A 17,212-nucleotide genomic window follows, 5' to 3' on the forward strand; every position below is an offset into this window, starting at 1 on the left:
GTTGCTGAAGTACGTCCAGCCCAGGACCCAAGGTTGCTCATCGCCTATCGCTTCATCCTCGACCAAGCCGATGATGCCTATGACGTGTTCGGCCGTGCCGCCGACATGAAAGCGCTCAAGGTGATCATCGAAATCGAGCTTGGCCTGTTCATCCGTCTCCAGCCGCGAAGGCAATCCGCAACGCTTCCGACAGGCTGCGGGCGCCTAGCTTGGTCATCAAGTTCGCGCGGTGGATCTCGACCGTCCGGGGGCTGATGCCAAGGTCGTAGGCAATGGTCTTGTTGGGCATTCCCTGGGCCAGTCCATCGAGCACGTCGAGTTCGCGCGCCGTGAGCGCCTGGAGCTTGACCTCGGCATCTTTTCTGCGCTCGCCCGTCACTTGTTCTTGGAAGAGTCTGCTGAAACCTTCGTCGAGCGACGAGAACAACGTGTCCTTCTCGAACGGTTTCTCGATAAAGTCGACCGCACCGGCCTTCATCGCCCTCACCGCCAGTCCAACGTCTCCGTGACCCGTCATGATGATCACCGGCAATCGGATGCCTTTTTCCTGCAGTCTCTGCTGGACCTCCAGGCCGTCCATGCCCGGCATGCGGATGTCGAGGAGGATGCAGCCCTGTTCCAGCTGGGCACTGTTTTTGAGCAGGTCCGCTCCGGACTCGTAATTTTGCACCTGGTGTCCTGCGGTCTTGAGCATGAACCCGACCGACCGGCGAACCGAAGCGTCGTCGTCTACCAGATGCACCACTCGCTCTTCAGAGCCCATCTTTCGCCCCTCCATCAGCTTGAGCGCTCGGCAGCGTAAAGTGAAAGACCGTACCGCGGTCGTGCCCGGGCTCGCACCAGATCCGGCCGCCATGCGCTTCCACGATCGTCCGGCAGATCGACAGCCCGATGCCCATGCCGGTCTGCTTCGACGTGACGAAAGGCTGGAACAACTGCGGAGCAATCGTCTTGCTGATGCCGGACCCGGTGTCCTCAACGGTGACCGTGACGAATCCGGCAGGACCGGCGTTGCTCGAGATGTTGAGCGACCGTGCGGGGCTGTCGATCATCGCTTCGATCGCGTTCCGGATGAGGTTCAGGAGCACCTGCTGGACCTGCACCCGATCGACGAAAACCTGTTCTGCTGCTGGGTCGAGCCTCACCTGAACGTCTATTCCGTGCTCGCGCGAGCCGACGAGCGCCAGTGCGTTGGCCTCGGTGATAAGCTGAGGCAGGTTCTCGACCTTGTGCTCAGTGTGGCCGTGGCTCATGAAATCGCGCATTCGCCGAACGATCTGTCCGGCTCGGATAGCCTCGGCCGAGACCTCCTTCAGGGTCTCGCGCGCAAGCGCGGCCTTGTCGGAATCGAGGTCGCCGGCGAGCAGCTCGGCGATGCCTTCACTATAGCTGGCGATCGCAGTCAGCGGCTGATTGAGCTCATGTGCAAGTGATGAAGCAAGAGTTCCCATTTCGCTTACGCGGCCAACGTGAGCGAGCTCCGACTGAAGATCCTGGAGCGTCAGTTGAACCTGTTGCCGCTGGGTGATGTCGTGAACAAACCCCGTGAAAATCCGCTTTCCGTCGACCCAGGCTTCGCCGACCGACAATTCCATCGGAAATGTGTTCCCATCCCGGCGTCGCCCGGTGGTTACGCGGCCGATCCCGATAATCTTCCGGACGCCCGTCTGCAGATAGTTGCGGAGATAGCCATCGTGCCGTTCGCGGTCGGGAGAGGGCATCAGCATCGACACATTCTCGCCGACGACTTCGCTCTCGGCATAGCCGAACATCTTCTCCGCGGCGGCGCTGAAAGAGAGGATCACGCCCTCTTCGTCGATGATGACCATGGCGTCCGGAACCGTGGCAAGGATCGAGCGCAGGTGTGCTTCGGTCCCGACGGCAAGCCAGACATTCTGGTCGAAAGGCTGGTCCACGATAGGTATTCATACCAGCAGCGCGGCTTGGCGCGCCACACCTCTCCGTCAGCGGATGCCCGCTACCCGGAACGGAAGAGACGCACCATGCTGCTCCATTACTGAGACTTGCTGGCCAACCCGGATGGGCCGGCCATTCAGCTCGAGATGGCGGTCCGCCGTGCCATTGCAGCGCATGGCCCATTCACCGTTCACGGGAAGAAGGAGTCCGGCCTCGTCCGGCTCAGTCGACCAGTAGCGCCGGACTATCGCCCGGTGAGGGTTGCGGGCGAACGCATCCTGGTCGACGAGGTCGTCGTCATTGAGGGGAAGCTGGATCAGATATCCGCGGCTCACCGAGCCGGCCGGGAATTCCCCGGTGCGGTCAAGCTCGAGGCGAATGGTCTTCCAATTATTCATGGCCTGAGGATGACGAACGGCGGGCGAGGCCGCCATACGCAATCATACGAGGTCTCTCTACGCTCTCTTGATATTCCGGGGGCCTCGAACGGCGTCGAGCCTTGATCACTGCTGTCGTACTGAACATGTCGTTGCCGTCCGGCTCGGAGCCGGTGCTCACCTGCACCACGGCAGGGGCTTCGAACTTTGTCTGGTTCGCTATCGGTGGAGGCATTTTAGGCAGTTTCGCCTTGAAGCAGGCGGGATCCACGCAGCCCTTTCGCGTTGCGCCACAGACTCATGCGACCTAGGAGACCCCGGGGCGATCCGGCCTCCTCAGGCGCGTTGAGCTTGTGATTTGGAGGAGAAGGCCGTGGCACTGGTAAAGACGACCGCCGTCACGGGGCGCAGCAAGCGCAAGCGCCGTCCCAAGCCGGCCGAACCGGAACGCACGGCTGCCGTCCCTAAAACCAGTCTTGCTCGCATTCCACTGAACTCGCAGGACCGGCGCCAACGGGCGGCCGAGCGGATCGGAGCGGCAAGCGAGGAACTGGCAAGCGGTCTTGTCCAGGCCTCATCGGCAGCCGAAGAGCTGCGCCAGGCGATGGAGCAGATCGCCAGCGGTGCCGAAGAAGCGGCGGGCGCTGCACAACAGTCGCTGGCTGCCGTGTCACAGCTCAACAACAGCTTTGCCGATGCTCGCGCAAAGGCCGAAAGCACCCAGCGGACTTCGGAAATACTTCAGACCAATCTCGCCGAAAGCTCGGCGGTGATTGTCGCCTCGGTCGCCTCGGTCGAGGCGGGCGCCTCCCGCCAACTTGCCGCGGTCGCTCTCGTCGAGAGGCTCGAGGAACAGACCGGCAAGATTCGCGAGATCACCCAGGCCGTGGGCGAAATCTCCGACCAGACCAACCTCTTGGCGCTTAACGCGGCGATCGAGGCGGCTCGGGCCGGCGAGAAAGGCAGCGGGTTCGCGGTAGTCGCCGATGAGGTCCGGGCGCTTGCGGAGAATTCGGAAATGAGTGCCGGCGAGATCCGGACGGTCGCTGACAGGATCGGTACCGAGGTCCGCGCGATTGCGGAGCGCAGCCGAACTGCCTCGAGCAACGCAGCGGCGGAGGCCGCCAGGGGCCGCGAGGCCGCCGAGCGGCTTGCTTCGCTCCGCGCAGAAATGGCTGACCTCGCCGCCGGGGCGCAGGCCATCCTGATTTCCTCGATCGAGGCGGAGGCCGCGGCGCGCGAAGCCCAGCGGGCGGCGGAACAGGTTGCCAGCGCCGCCGAGGAACAGGCCTCGGCAGCAGCCGAGGCCCAGCGCGGAATCGATCAGCAGACCCAATCGCTCGAGCAAAGCCAGCAGGCCGCACAGGCGCTGGCGAAGATCGCCGCGGACCTGCAGTCCAAGAGCGTTGCGTCCTCGTCTGTCGAACAGGTCGCATCCTCGGCGGAAGAATTGTCTGCGACGGTCCAGGAATTATCGGGCGCGGCCACCGAAATCATGGCGGCGATCGATCAGATCAGTCGCGGAGCCGAGATGCAGGCGGCATCCACCCTTCAGTCGAACAGCGCGATGACTGAGATCGAACGCTCGGCGCACGCGAGCCGCGAGCGCGCCGGCGAGGCCCTCGAGCGCGCGGCCTCGATGATCGAGCAGCTCGAGGAGAACCGGGCCGCAGTCGCGACGATGACGGAAGGCGTTGCAGCCGCACTCGAAGAGACCCGCGCCTTGAGCGAGCTCGTTGAGAAGATCGACGAATCCTGCCGAACCGTAGCAAAGATGGTGGATGGCGTTGCGCTGATCGCGGTTCAGACCAACATGCTCGCTGTCAGCGGCTCGGTCGAAGCCGCGCGCGCCGGCGCGAGCGGCCGCGGGTTCGCGATCGTCTCGGGCGACATTCGAAAGCTTGCCCGGGAATCGGCCCTGAATGCCGAGCAGGCCAAGGACGTCGTCGAGGGAATGCGCGGCCAAGTTGCTCTGGTTCGCCGCGACCTTGAGCAGATTGTGATGACCGCCGACGTCGAAGTGGGCCGCAACCGGACAATTTCGGTTCGGCTGCAAGGGATCGCGACGCAGGTCGAGGAACTGCGCGCAGGCAATGGCCAGATCGCCGAAGGGGCCGAAACGATCCTTGCCGCGGTTCAGGAAGTGACCAAGGGAACCCAGCAGGTCGCGTCGGTTGCAGAGGAAGCCTCGACCGCCGCTGCCGAGGCCGCGAGCGCTGCCAATCAGCAGGCTCAGGGCGCCGAAGATCTTGCAGCGGCAATCGAAGAAATCGCTTCCCTCGCAGGCGAGCTCGAACGTGCCGAAAGCTGAGCGCCCGAAAGCCAAGGACCAAGCTTTCCAGGCTCTGACGATCGCGGTTGCCGGCGAACGGATGGCAATTCCTGCCAATGACGTTGCCGAAGTCATCCGCAATCCCGTGGTCACCCGGATTCCGCTGAGCCCGCCCGGTCTTGTCGGCGTCGCCAACCTGCGCGGAAGGGTAATCCCGATCGTCTCCCTGGCGGTGCTCCTCGGAAAGGAGCCGGACGCTTCTGCTGCTCGCCGGGTGGTGGTCGTCGGCGACTCCGTGCCTGTCGGGCTGACGGTCGATGAAGCGTCGGCGCTCCAGCGATCCGACAAGCTCAGGTCCGGAAAGGATCCTGTCCGCTTGATCGACGTCGACGCGCTCCTGAACCAGCAGTTCGGCGCCATGTCGAAGCCTGCCTTGGCTGCCAGTTCGGCGCTGACGGGGGCGACGGAAGTGGACAGCTCGGCCGCGGCACCGACCGAGGCCTTTTTTAGTTTCGAGATCGCCGGCCAGGAATTCGCGCTGCCGCTCGCCCATGTCCAGGAAGTGCTCGCCGTTCCCGCGACCGTCGCCGTCGTTCCGAAAACCGACGACGCGATGCTGGGTGCAGTCACCCTTCGTAACCGACTTTTGCCCCTCGTCTCGCTTGCAACCCTGCTTGGCTTTGGAGCCGGAAAGGCGGGATCGGCAGCCAGAATCGTCGTCGCCTCGATCGGCGGTGTCCGCGTCGGGTTGGTGGTCGATTCCCTCAAAGCCATCGTGCGCGCGACCGCGGACCAGATCGATCCCGTTCCCCTGGTACTGACCCGCGGGAAACAGGAGGCGCATATCCAGGCGATCTGCCGCCTTGAGGAAGGCCGCCGGCTGATGTCGATCCTGTCCACCGATCATCTGCTTGAAGACGGCCTTGCCGAGCGGCTGGCCGCCCAGAGCGACAACGAGGAAGAGCTAATGGCGGACGGCGCGGCCCCTGCCGGTACGGAACAATTCGTGATTTTCCAGCTCGGCGACGAACATTACGGCCTGCCGATCGCCTGTGTATCGGAAGTCGTCGCGCTGCCCGACAAGCTGACCAGATTGCCCAAGACACCCAAATTCGTCGAAGGGGTCATGAACCTTCGCGGGCAGATCGTGCCCGTCATCGATCAGCGCCGCCGCTTCGAGGCGCCGACCGGCGGCAATGCCAGAAAGTCCCGGGTCGTCGTCGTTCGCATCGGCAAGAGCCTCGCCGGCTTCGTCGTCGACAGCGTTTCGGAGGTCCTCAGCGTCGCCGCCGACCAGCTCCGACCTTCTCCCGAACTGACGTCCAAGCGAAGCAAGGTGATCGAACGCATTGCCAACCTCGAGCGGGACGGCCGGATGATCCTTCTGATCGATCCGCAAGAGCTGCTCGACCGGGCCGAGCAGGACCTGATCGACGCCATGCGGGGGACTGCGTCGGCTCCTTCATGATCCGTTTGCTCGTGGTCGACGATTCGCCGCTGATGCGGCGGCTGCTCGGCACCATCTTCGAGGCTGAGAGTGACTTCACCGTCGAGTTCGCGCGGGACGGCGCCGAGGCGATCGACAAGCTGCATGCCTTCGAACCCGACGTGGTTACGCTCGATATTCACATGCCGCGGATGGACGGGATTGCCTGTCTCGACCGGATCATGGTCGAGCGGCCTTGTCCCGTAGTGATGCTCGCGCAGCGAACGAAGGCCGGGGCGGATGAGACGCTCGAAGCACTTGGGCTTGGCGCGGTCGATTTCATACCCAAGCCCGAGGGCGCTGTTTCGCTCGAGATCGAGGCGCTTGCACCGCGCCTCATCGAAACGGTCCGCGGGGCAGCCGCGGCACGGATCAAGCCGACGCTCCGGCTGGCAGAAAGGATTCGCGCGCAAAGAGGTCTGACCAGCCCCAGGCCGCGCAACCGCCGGGCCTTTGCGAGAGCCCCCACGCCCGCCATCCCGGCGATCGGCGAGGTCGAAGGCGAGGGGCTGGTGCTGGTCGGTTCCTCGACCGGTGGCCCGCAGGCCCTCGATGCCCTCCTGACCCCTCTCCCAGCACACTTTCCCTGGCCAGTGCTTGTCGCCCAGCACATGCCCGCTTCGTTCACCGGCGCGCTCGCGCGCCGGCTCGATAAGGCGTGCGCGCTGAAGGTTGTTGAAGTCGCGGCGCCGACGCCGGTCGTAACGGGCACCGTCTATATCGGAAAAGGCGATGCTGACGTGGTGGTCCGCCGGCAGCGCGGTGCATTGGTTGCGGCGGCAGCGCCGTCAGCGCCGAGGTTTCGCTGGCATCCAAGCGTCGACCGGCTCGTTCAGAGCGCCATGGACATTGTCACCCCCGAACGGCTTATCGGAGTTCTGATGACCGGAATGGGCAATGACGGGGCAACGGCCATGGCCGAGCTCCGTCGGCGCGGCGGCCACACGATCGCCGAGGCCGAGGAAAGCGCGGTCGTCTGGGGGATGCCCGGCGAGCTGGTGAAGGCCGGAGGCGCCGAAGTGGTGGCCCCGCTCGAACGCATCGCCGCCTCCCTGATGGAGACCTTGCAATGCCGGTAACTCCTGCCGGCGAAGAACGCGGGGCGCTGACCGCCGACGAACTCAGCCGCCTCAGCGCCTTCGTCTATCGGCGGACCGGAATGCTCTTCGAAGAGAAAAAGCGTTACTACATCGACCGCCGCGTTGCCGAGCGGATCAATGTCACCGGCAGCAGAACTTTCGCGGATTATTACGGACTCCTGCGCGACGACGAGAAGGAAGCGCAGGAACTCATCAACAGCTTCACCGTCAACGAAACCTATTTCTACCGCGAGGAGCACCAGCTCCGCTGCCTTAGCCGGTCGCTGCTCCCCCAGATCGTCAAAAGCCGCGGCCCCGGCGATCATGTCCGCATCTGGTCAATCCCGTGTTCGACCGGCGAGGAAGCCTATTCGATTGCTTTGTGGCTGCTGGAAAACTGGGCGATGGTCGACGTCTACAATATCGAGATCGTCGGATCGGATATTGATACCTTGGCCATCGAGGCGGCGCTCGAGGGTGAGTACGGCCCGCGCGCACTCGCCAAGCTGCCCAAGGCTGTTCTCGAGACCTATTTCGAGGATGAGCATGATGGCGCGCGGATGATCATCCAGGATATCAAGGAATCCGTGAAGTTCACGCAAACCAACCTCATCGACAAGGCATCGGTTGCTGCGCAGGGCCGCTTCGACATCATCTTCTGCCGCAACCTCCTCATTTATTTCGACGAGAGTTCGCGCGAGGCCGCAGCTGCAAATCTGTACGATTCCCTTTTGCCGGGCGGGTTCCTGTGCCTTGGGCACACCGAATCGATGAGCCGTATCTCGAGCAGGTTCGCGACCCGGCGCTTCGAGGATGCGATCGTTTACGAGCGCGCCTGATGGACGAACTGTTCGAGCAATTCCTGATCGAGGGCCGGGAGCTGATCTCCAAGGCGACCGACGATCTGATGGCGCTCGAGGAGGACCTGTCGGCGCCCGGTCGCATCGACAGTGCATTTCGCGCGGTGCACACGCTCAAGGGGTCCGTCGCCATCTTCGACCTGTCGCCAATGGGCGCGGCGCTGCACGCGGCGGAAGATCTATTGGGCAATGTGCGCTCGGCCGACTTGCCGATGAGCCCCCCGGTTGCCCAGGCCCTGCTCGCCTGCCTCGATCAATGCGACCGCTGGATGGACGTCGTCGAGACCAGCGGCAATCTGCCGCTCGACGCACCCAAGGAAGCGCTCAGGATTGCGACGGGACTGCTCGCCCTGACCGGCGCGCCGCAGGACTTGGCGGGTCCTGGCCAACCGGCCGATCAGTCCTGGGTTTCTGACCTCCTTCGCCGTCAGTCGGCCCGGCTCGACCAGGTCCGCGAGGCCGACCAGACCTTGGTCGCCGTCCGCTACCGCCCGCCCGCCGATTGTTTTTTCAGCGGCGATGATCCCATGAGCTTCATCGGCGCGGTGCCGCAACTCCTGGCCCTTGAGCTTGCCGGAATCACGCCCTGGCCGCCGCTCGGGGAAATCGATCCCTATCAGTGCAATCTCCTGATCGAACTGATCAGTGCAGCAAGCGAAGCAGAGCTGTCCCAGCTGTTTCGGTTCATTCCGGACCAGGTCGAGATCGTCTCCGTCGGGGGTCTCGCCCCAACCGGCGGCACGGGGTCCGCGGCTGCGGCCGGGGTCGATGCCCAACGAACGATCAGGGTGGATTCCACCGAGATCGATCGACTGCTCGACCTCGTCGGCGAGTTGGTCGTCACCAAGAACAGCTTTGCCTATCTCGCCGCCAACGCCGAGGCCGGGATGGACGCAAGGGCCATTGCCGCTTCGATCCGTGCCGCGCAGGCGACCACGGACCGCGTCGTTGCCGAATTGCACCGGGCCGTCATGAATGTGCGAATGGTCCCGCTGGACCGCGTGTTCCGGCGCCTCAATCGCCTGGTCCGCGAGCTTGCGCAGCGGCTCGATCGCAATATCGCCTTTGAGATCCGCGGCGAAGATACTCGCGTCGACAAGGCCGTTGCTGACGCCTTGTTCGAGCCGCTCCTTCATCTCGTTCGCAATGCCGTCGATCATGGCATCGAGCGGCCGGATGCAAGAATTGCGGCAGGCAAGCCGGCGCAGGGCCGTCTGACCTTGAGTGCACGAACGCTCGGCGACCAGATTCTGATCGAGATCAGCGACGACGGCGCAGGCATCGATCCGGCACGCATCAGGCAAGCGGCGGTCGATCGACAGATCCTCGTGCCCGAACAAGTCGAGGGAATGGACGATGCGGCGGCTCTTCAGCTGATCTTTGCGCCCGGGTTTTCGACAGTGACGGCGATCAGCGACATCTCGGGACGCGGCGTCGGCATGGACGCAATCAGGACGGCGATCGAGCAGCTTGGCGGACGCGTCTCGCTGGCGAGTAAGACAGGCGAGGGCACGAGCGTCAGTCTGCGCCTGCCCGCAACGGCCGCGCTGACCACCGTGCTCATCGTCCGGGTTGGTGACGAGCGCTTCGCAATTCCCCTCGACACGGTAGTGGAAAGCGTCCGCATCCCGAGGACAAGCATCGTGCCCGTGGGATTGGGGAAGGCATTCGTCCTTCGCAGCCGCACCATTCCGATGATCGAGCTTGCAGCCCTGCTCGGCATCTCCGCGGCGAATGCCGCCTCGGACGCCAGGATCCTGGTGGTCGACGGCGGACATGGACGGGTCGGGATCGCGGTCGACGATTTTTCAGAGCGGCTCGACGTCATGTTGCGACCGATGACTGGGTTCCTGGCGCACATCCCGGGTGTCTCGGGCACCACTCTGCTTGGTGACGGCAGCGTGCTCCTCATCCTCAATCTCAGCGAGATCATCGGATGAGCGTCGCTGTGGACGGAAAGACCGTCCGGCTGTCCGGAACCTGCACGGCAGAGGATGCGGAAACCTTGCTGGCGCTTTTGGTTTCGGGTGTCCGCGCCGTCGACCTCTCGGATTGCGACTATCTCCACGGCGCCGTCGTACAACTGTTGATGGCGGGGCGGGTGGATATCATCGGCGAACCGGCCGGCTTCCTTGGAGACTGGGTCATCCCCTTGATCCGCAAGCAGGATTCGCCTTGAGTGGATGGCTGTCCTAGAAAGTCGTTTCACAACCGCGATCGATCGCTTAGTCACCCATCAGCCGCCTTCACTTCCAAGGCCCCAGGGAATTTTAATGACCGTTACCGTACTCGTCGTCGACGACAGCAAGCTGGCCCGCATCAACGCCGGCAAGGCCCTCAACCAGCTTCAGCCCGACTGGCACCGCGTTGAGGCGGCAAGCGCTGCAGAGGCGCTCGAGGTGATTGAACGGGAACCGGTCGATGTCGCGCTGGTTGACTTCAACATGGAAGAGAAAGACGGGCTCGCGCTCGCCGCAGAGATCCGTGAAGCTCATCCCGTGATGCCGATCGCGATCATTACGGCAAATATCCAGGACGAGATCATCTCCCGGGCGCGCGAGATCAACGCCTCGTTCGTCGCCAAGCCGCTGACCGCGGAAGGGCTTCAGGGGTTCGTCTCCGGCGCGGCGCTTCGCTTGCGCGCGCAATCCTGATGGTGGTCAACGCCATCGAGCTCACCGAACTTGAGCAGGATGCCCTTACCGAAGTCGTGAACATTGGCGTCAGCCGGGCCGCCGCCTCACTTCGCAAGATGGTCGGCCATCAAGTCCTGCTATCGGTCCCGGCAGTCGAAATCGTTACTCGCCAGAAAGCCGGAACCTTGCTCGGCGAGCGCGAGAGTAACGGTCTGGTCGCAGTCGAGCAGAGCTTTTCCGGAGCCTTTGCCGGGCGCGCGATGCTCATCTTCCCGCAGGCTCACAGTCTCGCGCTCGCCCGGGCGGTCGCGGGCGATGACATTTCCAACGAGGATCTTGCAGATCTCGAGCAGGAAGCGCTCGCGGAAACCGGCAACGTGATCCTCAACTCCTGCCTCGCCACGATGGCGAACATGCTGAAGCGTCCGCTGACGATGTCGATCCCGACAGTGAACAAAGGCGATGCCTCGAGCCTGTTTCGCGAACCGGTCAAGGATGATGAAGGCGGGCTGGTGCTGTTTCTCTACATCAATTTCTCGATCCATCAGCGCGACCTGCGCGGCTATATCGCAATGATGATGGACATGCCCTCGATGCATTCGCTCAAGGAGCTTCTTGGCGAATTCATCCAGCAGGTGGTCGGCGAGCAGGAGTAACGCCTGGCGTGTTCGGCAGTTTCGCAGTCATGAGCGGCCGCCCGCTGTGAAACGGGAAGCAACGACGATTCCTCGGTCATCCGGAGAGAATCCCTCCCTCGTCGAACAGCTGCGCGAGCGCCTCAATATCTCGCTGCTCGCGGCCGGCGCCGCAGGAAGCTGGGACTGGGATATCAAGCAGGGCCTGCTCTACTTCGACGACCGGATGGCAGCGCTTTACGGGATCGAGCCCGCCGCTGCCCATGGCGGCCTTCCGACCAGTACCTTCTTTCAGGCCATTTATCCGGGCGACGCGGATCGTATCCGGATCGCCGTCGCCGGCCTGCTCCACGGTGCAGAGCTTTTCTTTAAAACCTATCGGATCATCACCCCTGACGGCCAGGTATGCTGGGTCGAGGCCCACGGCCGTTGCCATTTTGACGAAGTGGCGCAGCCGGAGCGATTTTCGGGCATCCTCGTCGACGTCACTGAGCGGAGACGGGTCGAGGAGCGGCTCCGAATTGCCCAGAGCGCGGGCGGGATCGGCACGTTTGAGCATGTTCCGGGTTATGCGACGGCCATGGTGTCCGAGCAGTTTTGCCGGTTGCTCGGGCTCAATCTTGCCGATGTGCTTCCGGTCGCGACCATCAATCGTCTGGTGAGGGAGGGATGTGCGCCGCTTCTCGAGATGGCCTCGCAGCCGGCTGAGGATCTCCCTTATACCGAGATTGCCGTGACCCGCGCCGACAATGGGCAGGAACGCTGGCTCGCGCGCCGCGGTGAGGCGGTTCGCGATGTCGCGGGAGGCGGAATACGCCACATCGGGGTCATCTACGACGTTACGGAATCGAAGCGGGTCGAGGATGCGCTGCGGCATTTGAACGACACGCTCGAGCAACGTGTCGAACGCGAGATCGCCGAGCGCCTCCAGATCGAGGAGGCGCTTCGCCAGGCGCAGAAGATGGAAGCCGTGGGTCAGCTGACCGGTGGCATCGCTCACGACTTCAACAATCTGCTGACTGTTATCCTCGGCAACGTCGACATGGCGCGCAGCCGCCTAGGCAGTGGCGGCGACGAGAGGATCGAACGCGCGCTTGCAAACGCCCAAAAAGGGGCAGAGCGGGCCTCGGCGCTGACCCAGCGCCTGCTCGCTTTCTCGCGGCGCCAGCCGCTGGCGCCCAAGCAGATTGCAGTGACGCGGCTGCTCCAGGGCATGGCGGAGTTGATTTCGAGATCGCTTGGCGAAACGATCGTCCTCAAGACCGAAACGAGCGATGATTTGTGGAATGTCGAAGTCGACCCCAACCAGCTCGAGAATGCCATTCTCAATCTCGCCGTAAACGGACGGGATGCAATGGATGGCAGCGGAACGCTGACCCTGAGGGCAGCCAATGTCCCCTCCGGCGTTGCTTTGCCGTCGGGTGCGCCGGCGCCCCGCGACTATCTGATGCTATCGGTTGCCGACACCGGCAGCGGAATGTCCGAGGAAGCGATCGAGCGTGCCTTCGAGCCGTTTTTCACAACCAAGGAAGTCGGCAAGGGCACCGGGCTCGGGCTGTCGATGGTCTATGGCTTCGTCAAGCAGTCGGGAGGAGACATCCATATCAGCTCCCACGTGGGCGCGGGCACGACGGTTTGCCTTTATCTGCCGCGCGCCGTCGCTGACCCGCTGGAAGCGGGCGATCTGACCATTTTGGAAGCCGAGCAGCAGAATCTCGATGAGACGATCCTGGTCGTTGAGGACGACGAGGACGTCCGTCAATTCACCGTCGATTGCTTGAGGGAGCTTGGCTACGAGGTTCTCGAGGCGGCGGGCGGCTCGGCGGCGCTCATGCTGCTTCGCGACCAACGCGACAAGGTCGAACTCCTGGTGACCGACGTCGTGATGCCCGAGCTGTCCGGCCGCCAGCTGGCCGAGGCCGCGCACCAGCTCAAACCGGACCTGCCAGTCCTTTATATCTCGGGCTATCCGCGCGACGTGATCCTACAGGACGGGCGGGTCAAGGAAGGCGTGGAGCTCCTCTCCAAACCCTTCACGCAGCAGGGGTTGGCCGCGAAGGTCCGGGAATTGCTCGACCAGGCCGTCGCTGTCGAGGGCTGACCGGTAAGCCCGGTCTCGAGCTCCAAATCAGTTATTGTGCGATGCAGCAATTCATTGTGCATTGCAGCAAAAGACCTATCTATGTCCCGCCGGCTCTCCGGCGAGGAGATCAGGCATCCCAAATCTTCACGATACCATCACCCGCCTCGCGGCTCTGCGCTCTCAGTTGGCCGAGCCGGGCCGATTCGACGGCCGGCTGTCGCCTCTTGAGGACTTTGGGCCAAATCCCGGTGCCTTGGCGGCGAAATTCTACCGCCCTCAAATGCTCGCCGAGGGGGCGCCTCTGGTCGTCGTACTCCACGGCTGCACCCAAAATCCGGAAGGATATGATCGGGGCGCAGGCTGGTCGAAGGCGGCCGACGAGCATGGATTTGCTCTGCTTTTCCCCGAACAGCAGCGATCCAATAATCCCAACCTCTGCTTCAACTGGTTCTCTCCTGCCGATACGGAACGCGGATCGGGCGAAGCGCAATCGATCCGCGCGATGGTCGATGCGATGCAGGCGCAATTCGGGACCGATCCCAAGCGCGTTTTCGTCACCGGCCTCTCAGCCGGGGGCGCCATGGCAGCCGTCATGCTTGCAACCTACCCCGAGGTGTTCGCCGGCGGGGGAATCATCGCCGGCCTTCCGTTCGGGAGCGCTCAGTCCATCCCCGAAGCCTTCGACCGCATGCGCGGTCACGGCCGGCCAGGCACGGCGAGGCTTTCCGAACTGGTACGCTCGGCCTCCAACCACCAAGGTCCCTGGCCGATCCTGTCCATCTGGCACGGAAGCGGCGATCATATTGTCGATCCCGCGAACGCAGGAGACCTGGTCGACCAGTGGCGGGACTTTCATGGCGCTGCCAAAGATCCGAGCCGGACGGACGAAGTCGAGGGCTACCCCCACCGGGTATGGTGCGATCCAGAGGGACGCGAGGTCATCGAGGAATATTCCATCACTGGAATGGCTCACGGAACGCCGCTTGACCCCTCGGACCCGGTGCGCGGCGAGATTGCCGGCGCGCACATGCTCGACGCCGGCATTTCCTCGACCCAGCATCTGCTCCGATTCTGGGGCCTGAGCCCTACTGTCGCCAAATCAGGGCATGACACCCTGACGGTCCCACGGCGCGCTCCGGCGCGCTCCGAGAGCCAGCCGCGCGCCAATCCAATCGCAGGCGGCTTCGTCGAACGGACAATCGTCGAAGCGCTGAGGAGCGCGGGTTTGCTTCGTTAATCCGCGACCGTTTGCCCGATCAGGGTTCGCGCGCCTGACGCTCCTGATCGTCTTTGAGCGCATCAAGCACCTTGCCGGGGTCGGTCGGCGTCGACAGTTTGTGAGCATCATCGTCCGGTCGGTTGGCGATCCCTGGAGCGTCACGCCGAAGCTCTTCCAAAAGCGCGATGATCTTGGCCGATTTCTGTTCGCCCAGGATGGCGATCTCGAGGGTCAGCTGATCGCGAAGTGCCGACAGCTTGTCGTCGCGAAGCTGGGTCGTGAGGATCAAAATGACGATATAAAGGGAGGCGAGCGTGAGCGCGCCCTCAAGCCAGGGGAAGGGCGCTGCGTCGAGTGACCGGTACCCGGCCATGGACAACGCGGTATTCGACCCGATCCAAGACAGGACCAAGACCGACAGGACGACAAGGAACGCCGGCGTTCCGGCCTTCCGGGTCAAGCGCTCGATCCAGAGTTGCGGCGCGCTCGCCTCCGCAGCATGAGCTGCGTGGAGCCGAGCGATGGCCCTGACGCTATCGTTCTCCTGGACCGGTGAAGAGAGTTCGTCGCGCTCGACCATTTGCGCTCCTTTTCAAGTCGCTCTGGGGAATAAGACTAAGGATAACGCGCACCGCGCCGTCTGGGGACAGATCTGCATGCGCAGACCGATAAAAGCCGGCTGCAGAGGCATCTCGGGACTGCTCCTTAGGCCCGGACGATCAGCGGGCGGAAATCCATCGCCGGACGATCGGGAACATACGCGTCGCGTCGTCAGCGTTCCATCCGGTAGAGGAGGTTCAGCGATACGCCGGTTTCCAGCTGGCCTGGAGCGACGATACCGCCGTCACGTTCCGGAGCAGGCGGCGGGGGCGGCGGAGGCGCGGCCACGGGACTGATCCGCGAGCCGGTAATGATCACGTCCGTACCGCGGTAGGAAGTTCCTTCCTCCACAGAGAGCAGGCGTACCTTGCTGTAGCCGTTGTTCCGGGCATATTCCGTGGCTTCGGCCTGGCCGCGCGCCATCGCGCGGACGCGTGCCTCCCGACGCAGCGGTGCCGGATCGGAAATCGCGAAATTGGGTCCGTAGACCGAGTCTGCACCCGCCGTCGTCAGCGCATCGAGCAGGGCCGTCAGCTTGTCGATGTCATGGGTTTTGACCTGGACCGAGTTATTGGCGACGTAACCGATGAGTGTCTGGTGTCCCGGGCCGCCGGGCTCGTTGTCCCAGCGGTAATCCGGCTGCAGCTGGATGCCCTGTGTCTGGATATCGCGCTCGCGGATGCCGGCCGCGCGGATGCTCGCAAGCAGCTTCTCCGTCTTTGTCTTGTTCGCAGCAACGGCCTGGGTCGCCGTGGAAGCCCTGGCCTGCGTCCCGACGGTCATGGTCGCTTCGTCGGGCGGGGTTCTGAGCGATTCCGCGATGTTGACCCGTACCAGAGGCGTGCTCGCCATTTCCGAAATGCTGGCAGTGGGCGCCTGCTGCGCAGAAACGATCGCGGGATGAAGGGTCGCGGCCGACAAAGCCAGGATCGCGAACGATTTTCGAATGCTCATGAAGATTGTCCTTTCAACTCGCGCGACACGTTCCCTGATGGCCAGTCAGCGGCATCTGGGCCTGCGGTGCAACCCGGCACCACGATGAACGTCACATCGGAGTTGCGGATCGCTGGTGGTGTCGCGGCTTTCCGTGACTTTCATCAATGCGGAAACACGACACAAATGAACGCGTTGCGTGCTTGAACGGCCGACGAAGCAATTTTCTAGAGCGTACCTTCAAAATAACGCGCAATCGCGGCGCGCTCTTCGGGTTTCAGCTTCCGGGCCACGTCTCGCATGCGGCCATAGACATCGTTCTTGCGCTGTCCCGTCGCGAACGCGTTGAGCTGGGTCATGAGGTAATCCGAGGATTGCCCGGTGATCACCGGTGTCTCGATCGGTCCGCCTGCATTGTTCACGTGGCATGCGAGACAGGCCGGAATCCGACGGCCGCTGTCGCCGTCGGTCGCGAGCTTGTCGATTTCAGGAGAATCGCCGATCATCTGGCGCCCACCGAGCGCCGAATATTCCCTCGAGGCCGCCGAGTAGTATGCTGCCACCGCAGCAAGATCTGCGGCGGCGAGCGTCTGCGCAACCGGGCTCATCATCGGGTTGACGCGGGCGCCGCTCTGAAAGTCGTGAAGCTGCTTGTAGATCGCATACGGACTCTGCCCCGCAAGGCTGGGGAAGATCGGTCCGGGTGCCACGCTTTGCGACAATCCCTTGTCGCCGTGGCAGGCAGCGCAGGTCTGCGCGGCGATCGACGCCCCCCGCCGCGTATCGCCGGACGCCAGGATCGCCATGATCTGCGGATTCCAGCTCACGGTGCTGACCGGGATCGGGCTGGCCGTGTTAATCGGCTGCGGTACGGCGGGTGACCCGGGCGCGAGGCCCGCGGCGCGGGCCATCGCGTGGCCCATGGTAAGGTGTGCGCCGCTCTTCTGAGCGGCCGGGATCAGCACGAAAGCGATGAGACCGCCGATAAGCACCGCGGAACCGACCGCAGTGGCAGCCCAGGCCCTCCAGCGACGATCTACCGCCTTCTGCTCCGCGGCTGCTCCGGCCGGGCTTTGGCCGTGAGGCTGACGCGGCTTTGTCGGTTCGCGCGCCAT

At 63.6% G+C, this 17,212-nt stretch carries 16 protein-coding genes; 10 read left to right on the forward strand and 6 right to left on the reverse strand.

All coding sequences use genetic code 11. From position 1 onward, the window contains the following. Nucleotides 1-148: 148 nt before the first annotated feature. From V8192_RS04285 to V8192_RS04295, 3 genes are read right to left on the reverse strand one after another with little or no spacing between them, the layout of a single operon-like run. Nucleotides 149-763 carry a response regulator transcription factor gene (locus tag V8192_RS04285; RefSeq protein WP_341631806.1) on the reverse strand — a complete coding sequence of 205 codons (615 nt, stop codon included), beginning with the start codon at nt 761-763 and terminating at the stop codon, nt 149-151. Beyond that, the gene (locus tag V8192_RS04290; RefSeq protein WP_341631807.1) at nt 753-1,916 is read right to left on the reverse strand and encodes a two-component system sensor histidine kinase NtrB; all 1,164 of its coding nucleotides are present in this window, start codon (nt 1,914-1,916) and stop codon (nt 753-755) included. Before V8192_RS04290 ends, V8192_RS04285 begins: the two co-directional genes overlap by 11 nt. Before the next feature lie 48 nt (nt 1,917-1,964). Next, the gene (locus V8192_RS04295; RefSeq protein ID WP_341631808.1) at nt 1,965-2,315 is read right to left on the reverse strand and encodes a hypothetical protein; all 351 of its coding nucleotides are present in this window, start codon (nt 2,313-2,315) and stop codon (nt 1,965-1,967) included. Between the two features lie 352 nt (nt 2,316-2,667). On the opposite strand from V8192_RS04295, the gene V8192_RS04300 reads away from it, so the two are divergent. The 10 genes from V8192_RS04300 (at nt 2,668) to V8192_RS04345 (ending at nt 14,582) form a co-directional block, all read left to right on the forward strand. Continuing rightward, the gene (locus tag V8192_RS04300; RefSeq protein ID WP_341631809.1) at nt 2,668-4,605 is read left to right on the forward strand and encodes a methyl-accepting chemotaxis protein; all 1,938 of its coding nucleotides are present in this window, start codon (nt 2,668-2,670) and stop codon (nt 4,603-4,605) included. Beyond that, nucleotides 4,592-6,034 carry a chemotaxis protein CheW gene (locus V8192_RS04305; RefSeq protein WP_341631810.1) on the forward strand — a complete coding sequence of 481 codons (1,443 nt, stop codon included), beginning with the start codon at nt 4,592-4,594 and terminating at the stop codon, nt 6,032-6,034. Before V8192_RS04300 ends, V8192_RS04305 begins: the two co-directional genes overlap by 14 nt. Further along, nucleotides 6,031-7,131, forward strand: a complete 1,101-nt coding sequence (gene cheB, locus V8192_RS04310; protein WP_341631811.1) for a chemotaxis-specific protein-glutamate methyltransferase CheB — start codon at nt 6,031-6,033, stop codon at nt 7,129-7,131. Before V8192_RS04305 ends, cheB begins: the two co-directional genes overlap by 4 nt. After that, on the forward strand, nt 7,122-7,970 hold the full coding sequence (locus V8192_RS04315; protein WP_341631812.1) for a CheR family methyltransferase: 849 nt from the start codon (nt 7,122-7,124) through the stop codon (nt 7,968-7,970). Before cheB ends, V8192_RS04315 begins: the two co-directional genes overlap by 10 nt. Then, on the forward strand, nt 7,970-9,931 hold the full coding sequence (locus tag V8192_RS04320) for a chemotaxis protein CheA (protein ID WP_341631813.1): 1,962 nt from the start codon (nt 7,970-7,972) through the stop codon (nt 9,929-9,931). The genes V8192_RS04315 and V8192_RS04320 overlap by 1 nt, the downstream gene beginning before the upstream one ends. Continuing rightward, on the forward strand, nt 9,928-10,170 hold the full coding sequence (locus tag V8192_RS04325; protein WP_341631814.1) for a hypothetical protein: 243 nt from the start codon (nt 9,928-9,930) through the stop codon (nt 10,168-10,170). Before V8192_RS04320 ends, V8192_RS04325 begins: the two co-directional genes overlap by 4 nt. A 94-nt stretch (nt 10,171-10,264) precedes the next feature. Next, complete coding sequence (locus V8192_RS04330) at nt 10,265-10,645, forward strand: response regulator transcription factor (protein WP_341631815.1); 381 nt, start codon at nt 10,265-10,267, stop codon at nt 10,643-10,645. Continuing rightward, entirely contained in the window at nt 10,645-11,283 is a 639-nt protein-coding gene (locus V8192_RS04335; RefSeq protein WP_341631816.1) for a chemotaxis protein CheX, read from the forward strand. Before V8192_RS04330 ends, V8192_RS04335 begins: the two co-directional genes overlap by 1 nt. A 46-nt stretch (nt 11,284-11,329) precedes the next feature. Then, a complete protein-coding gene (locus tag V8192_RS04340; protein ID WP_341631817.1) occupies nt 11,330-13,363 on the forward strand; it encodes an ATP-binding protein in 2,034 nt (677 codons plus the stop codon). 166 nt (nt 13,364-13,529) lie between these two features. After that, complete coding sequence (locus tag V8192_RS04345; protein WP_444529431.1) at nt 13,530-14,582, forward strand: extracellular catalytic domain type 1 short-chain-length polyhydroxyalkanoate depolymerase; 1,053 nt, start codon at nt 13,530-13,532, stop codon at nt 14,580-14,582. 19 nt (nt 14,583-14,601) lie between these two features. Here the strand turns inward: V8192_RS04345 and V8192_RS04350 are convergent, their stop codons facing one another. From V8192_RS04350 to V8192_RS04360, 3 genes are all read right to left on the reverse strand, one after another. Beyond that, the gene (locus V8192_RS04350; RefSeq protein WP_341631819.1) at nt 14,602-15,144 is read right to left on the reverse strand and encodes a DUF1003 domain-containing protein; all 543 of its coding nucleotides are present in this window, start codon (nt 15,142-15,144) and stop codon (nt 14,602-14,604) included. Between the two features lie 191 nt (nt 15,145-15,335). Then, nucleotides 15,336-16,118 (reverse strand): SIMPL domain-containing protein, encoded by a 783-nt coding sequence (locus tag V8192_RS04355; RefSeq protein WP_341631820.1) that lies wholly within the window; start codon nt 16,116-16,118, stop codon nt 15,336-15,338. Nucleotides 16,119-16,324: 206 nt separating this feature from the next. Continuing rightward, nucleotides 16,325-17,212 carry a c-type cytochrome gene (locus V8192_RS04360; protein ID WP_341631821.1) on the reverse strand — a complete coding sequence of 296 codons (888 nt, stop codon included), beginning with the start codon at nt 17,210-17,212 and terminating at the stop codon, nt 16,325-16,327.

Origin of the sequence: Sphingomonas agri (assembly GCF_038148795.1) — a bacterium.
Lineage (GTDB): Bacteria > Pseudomonadota > Alphaproteobacteria > Sphingomonadales > Sphingomonadaceae > Sphingomicrobium > Sphingomicrobium agri.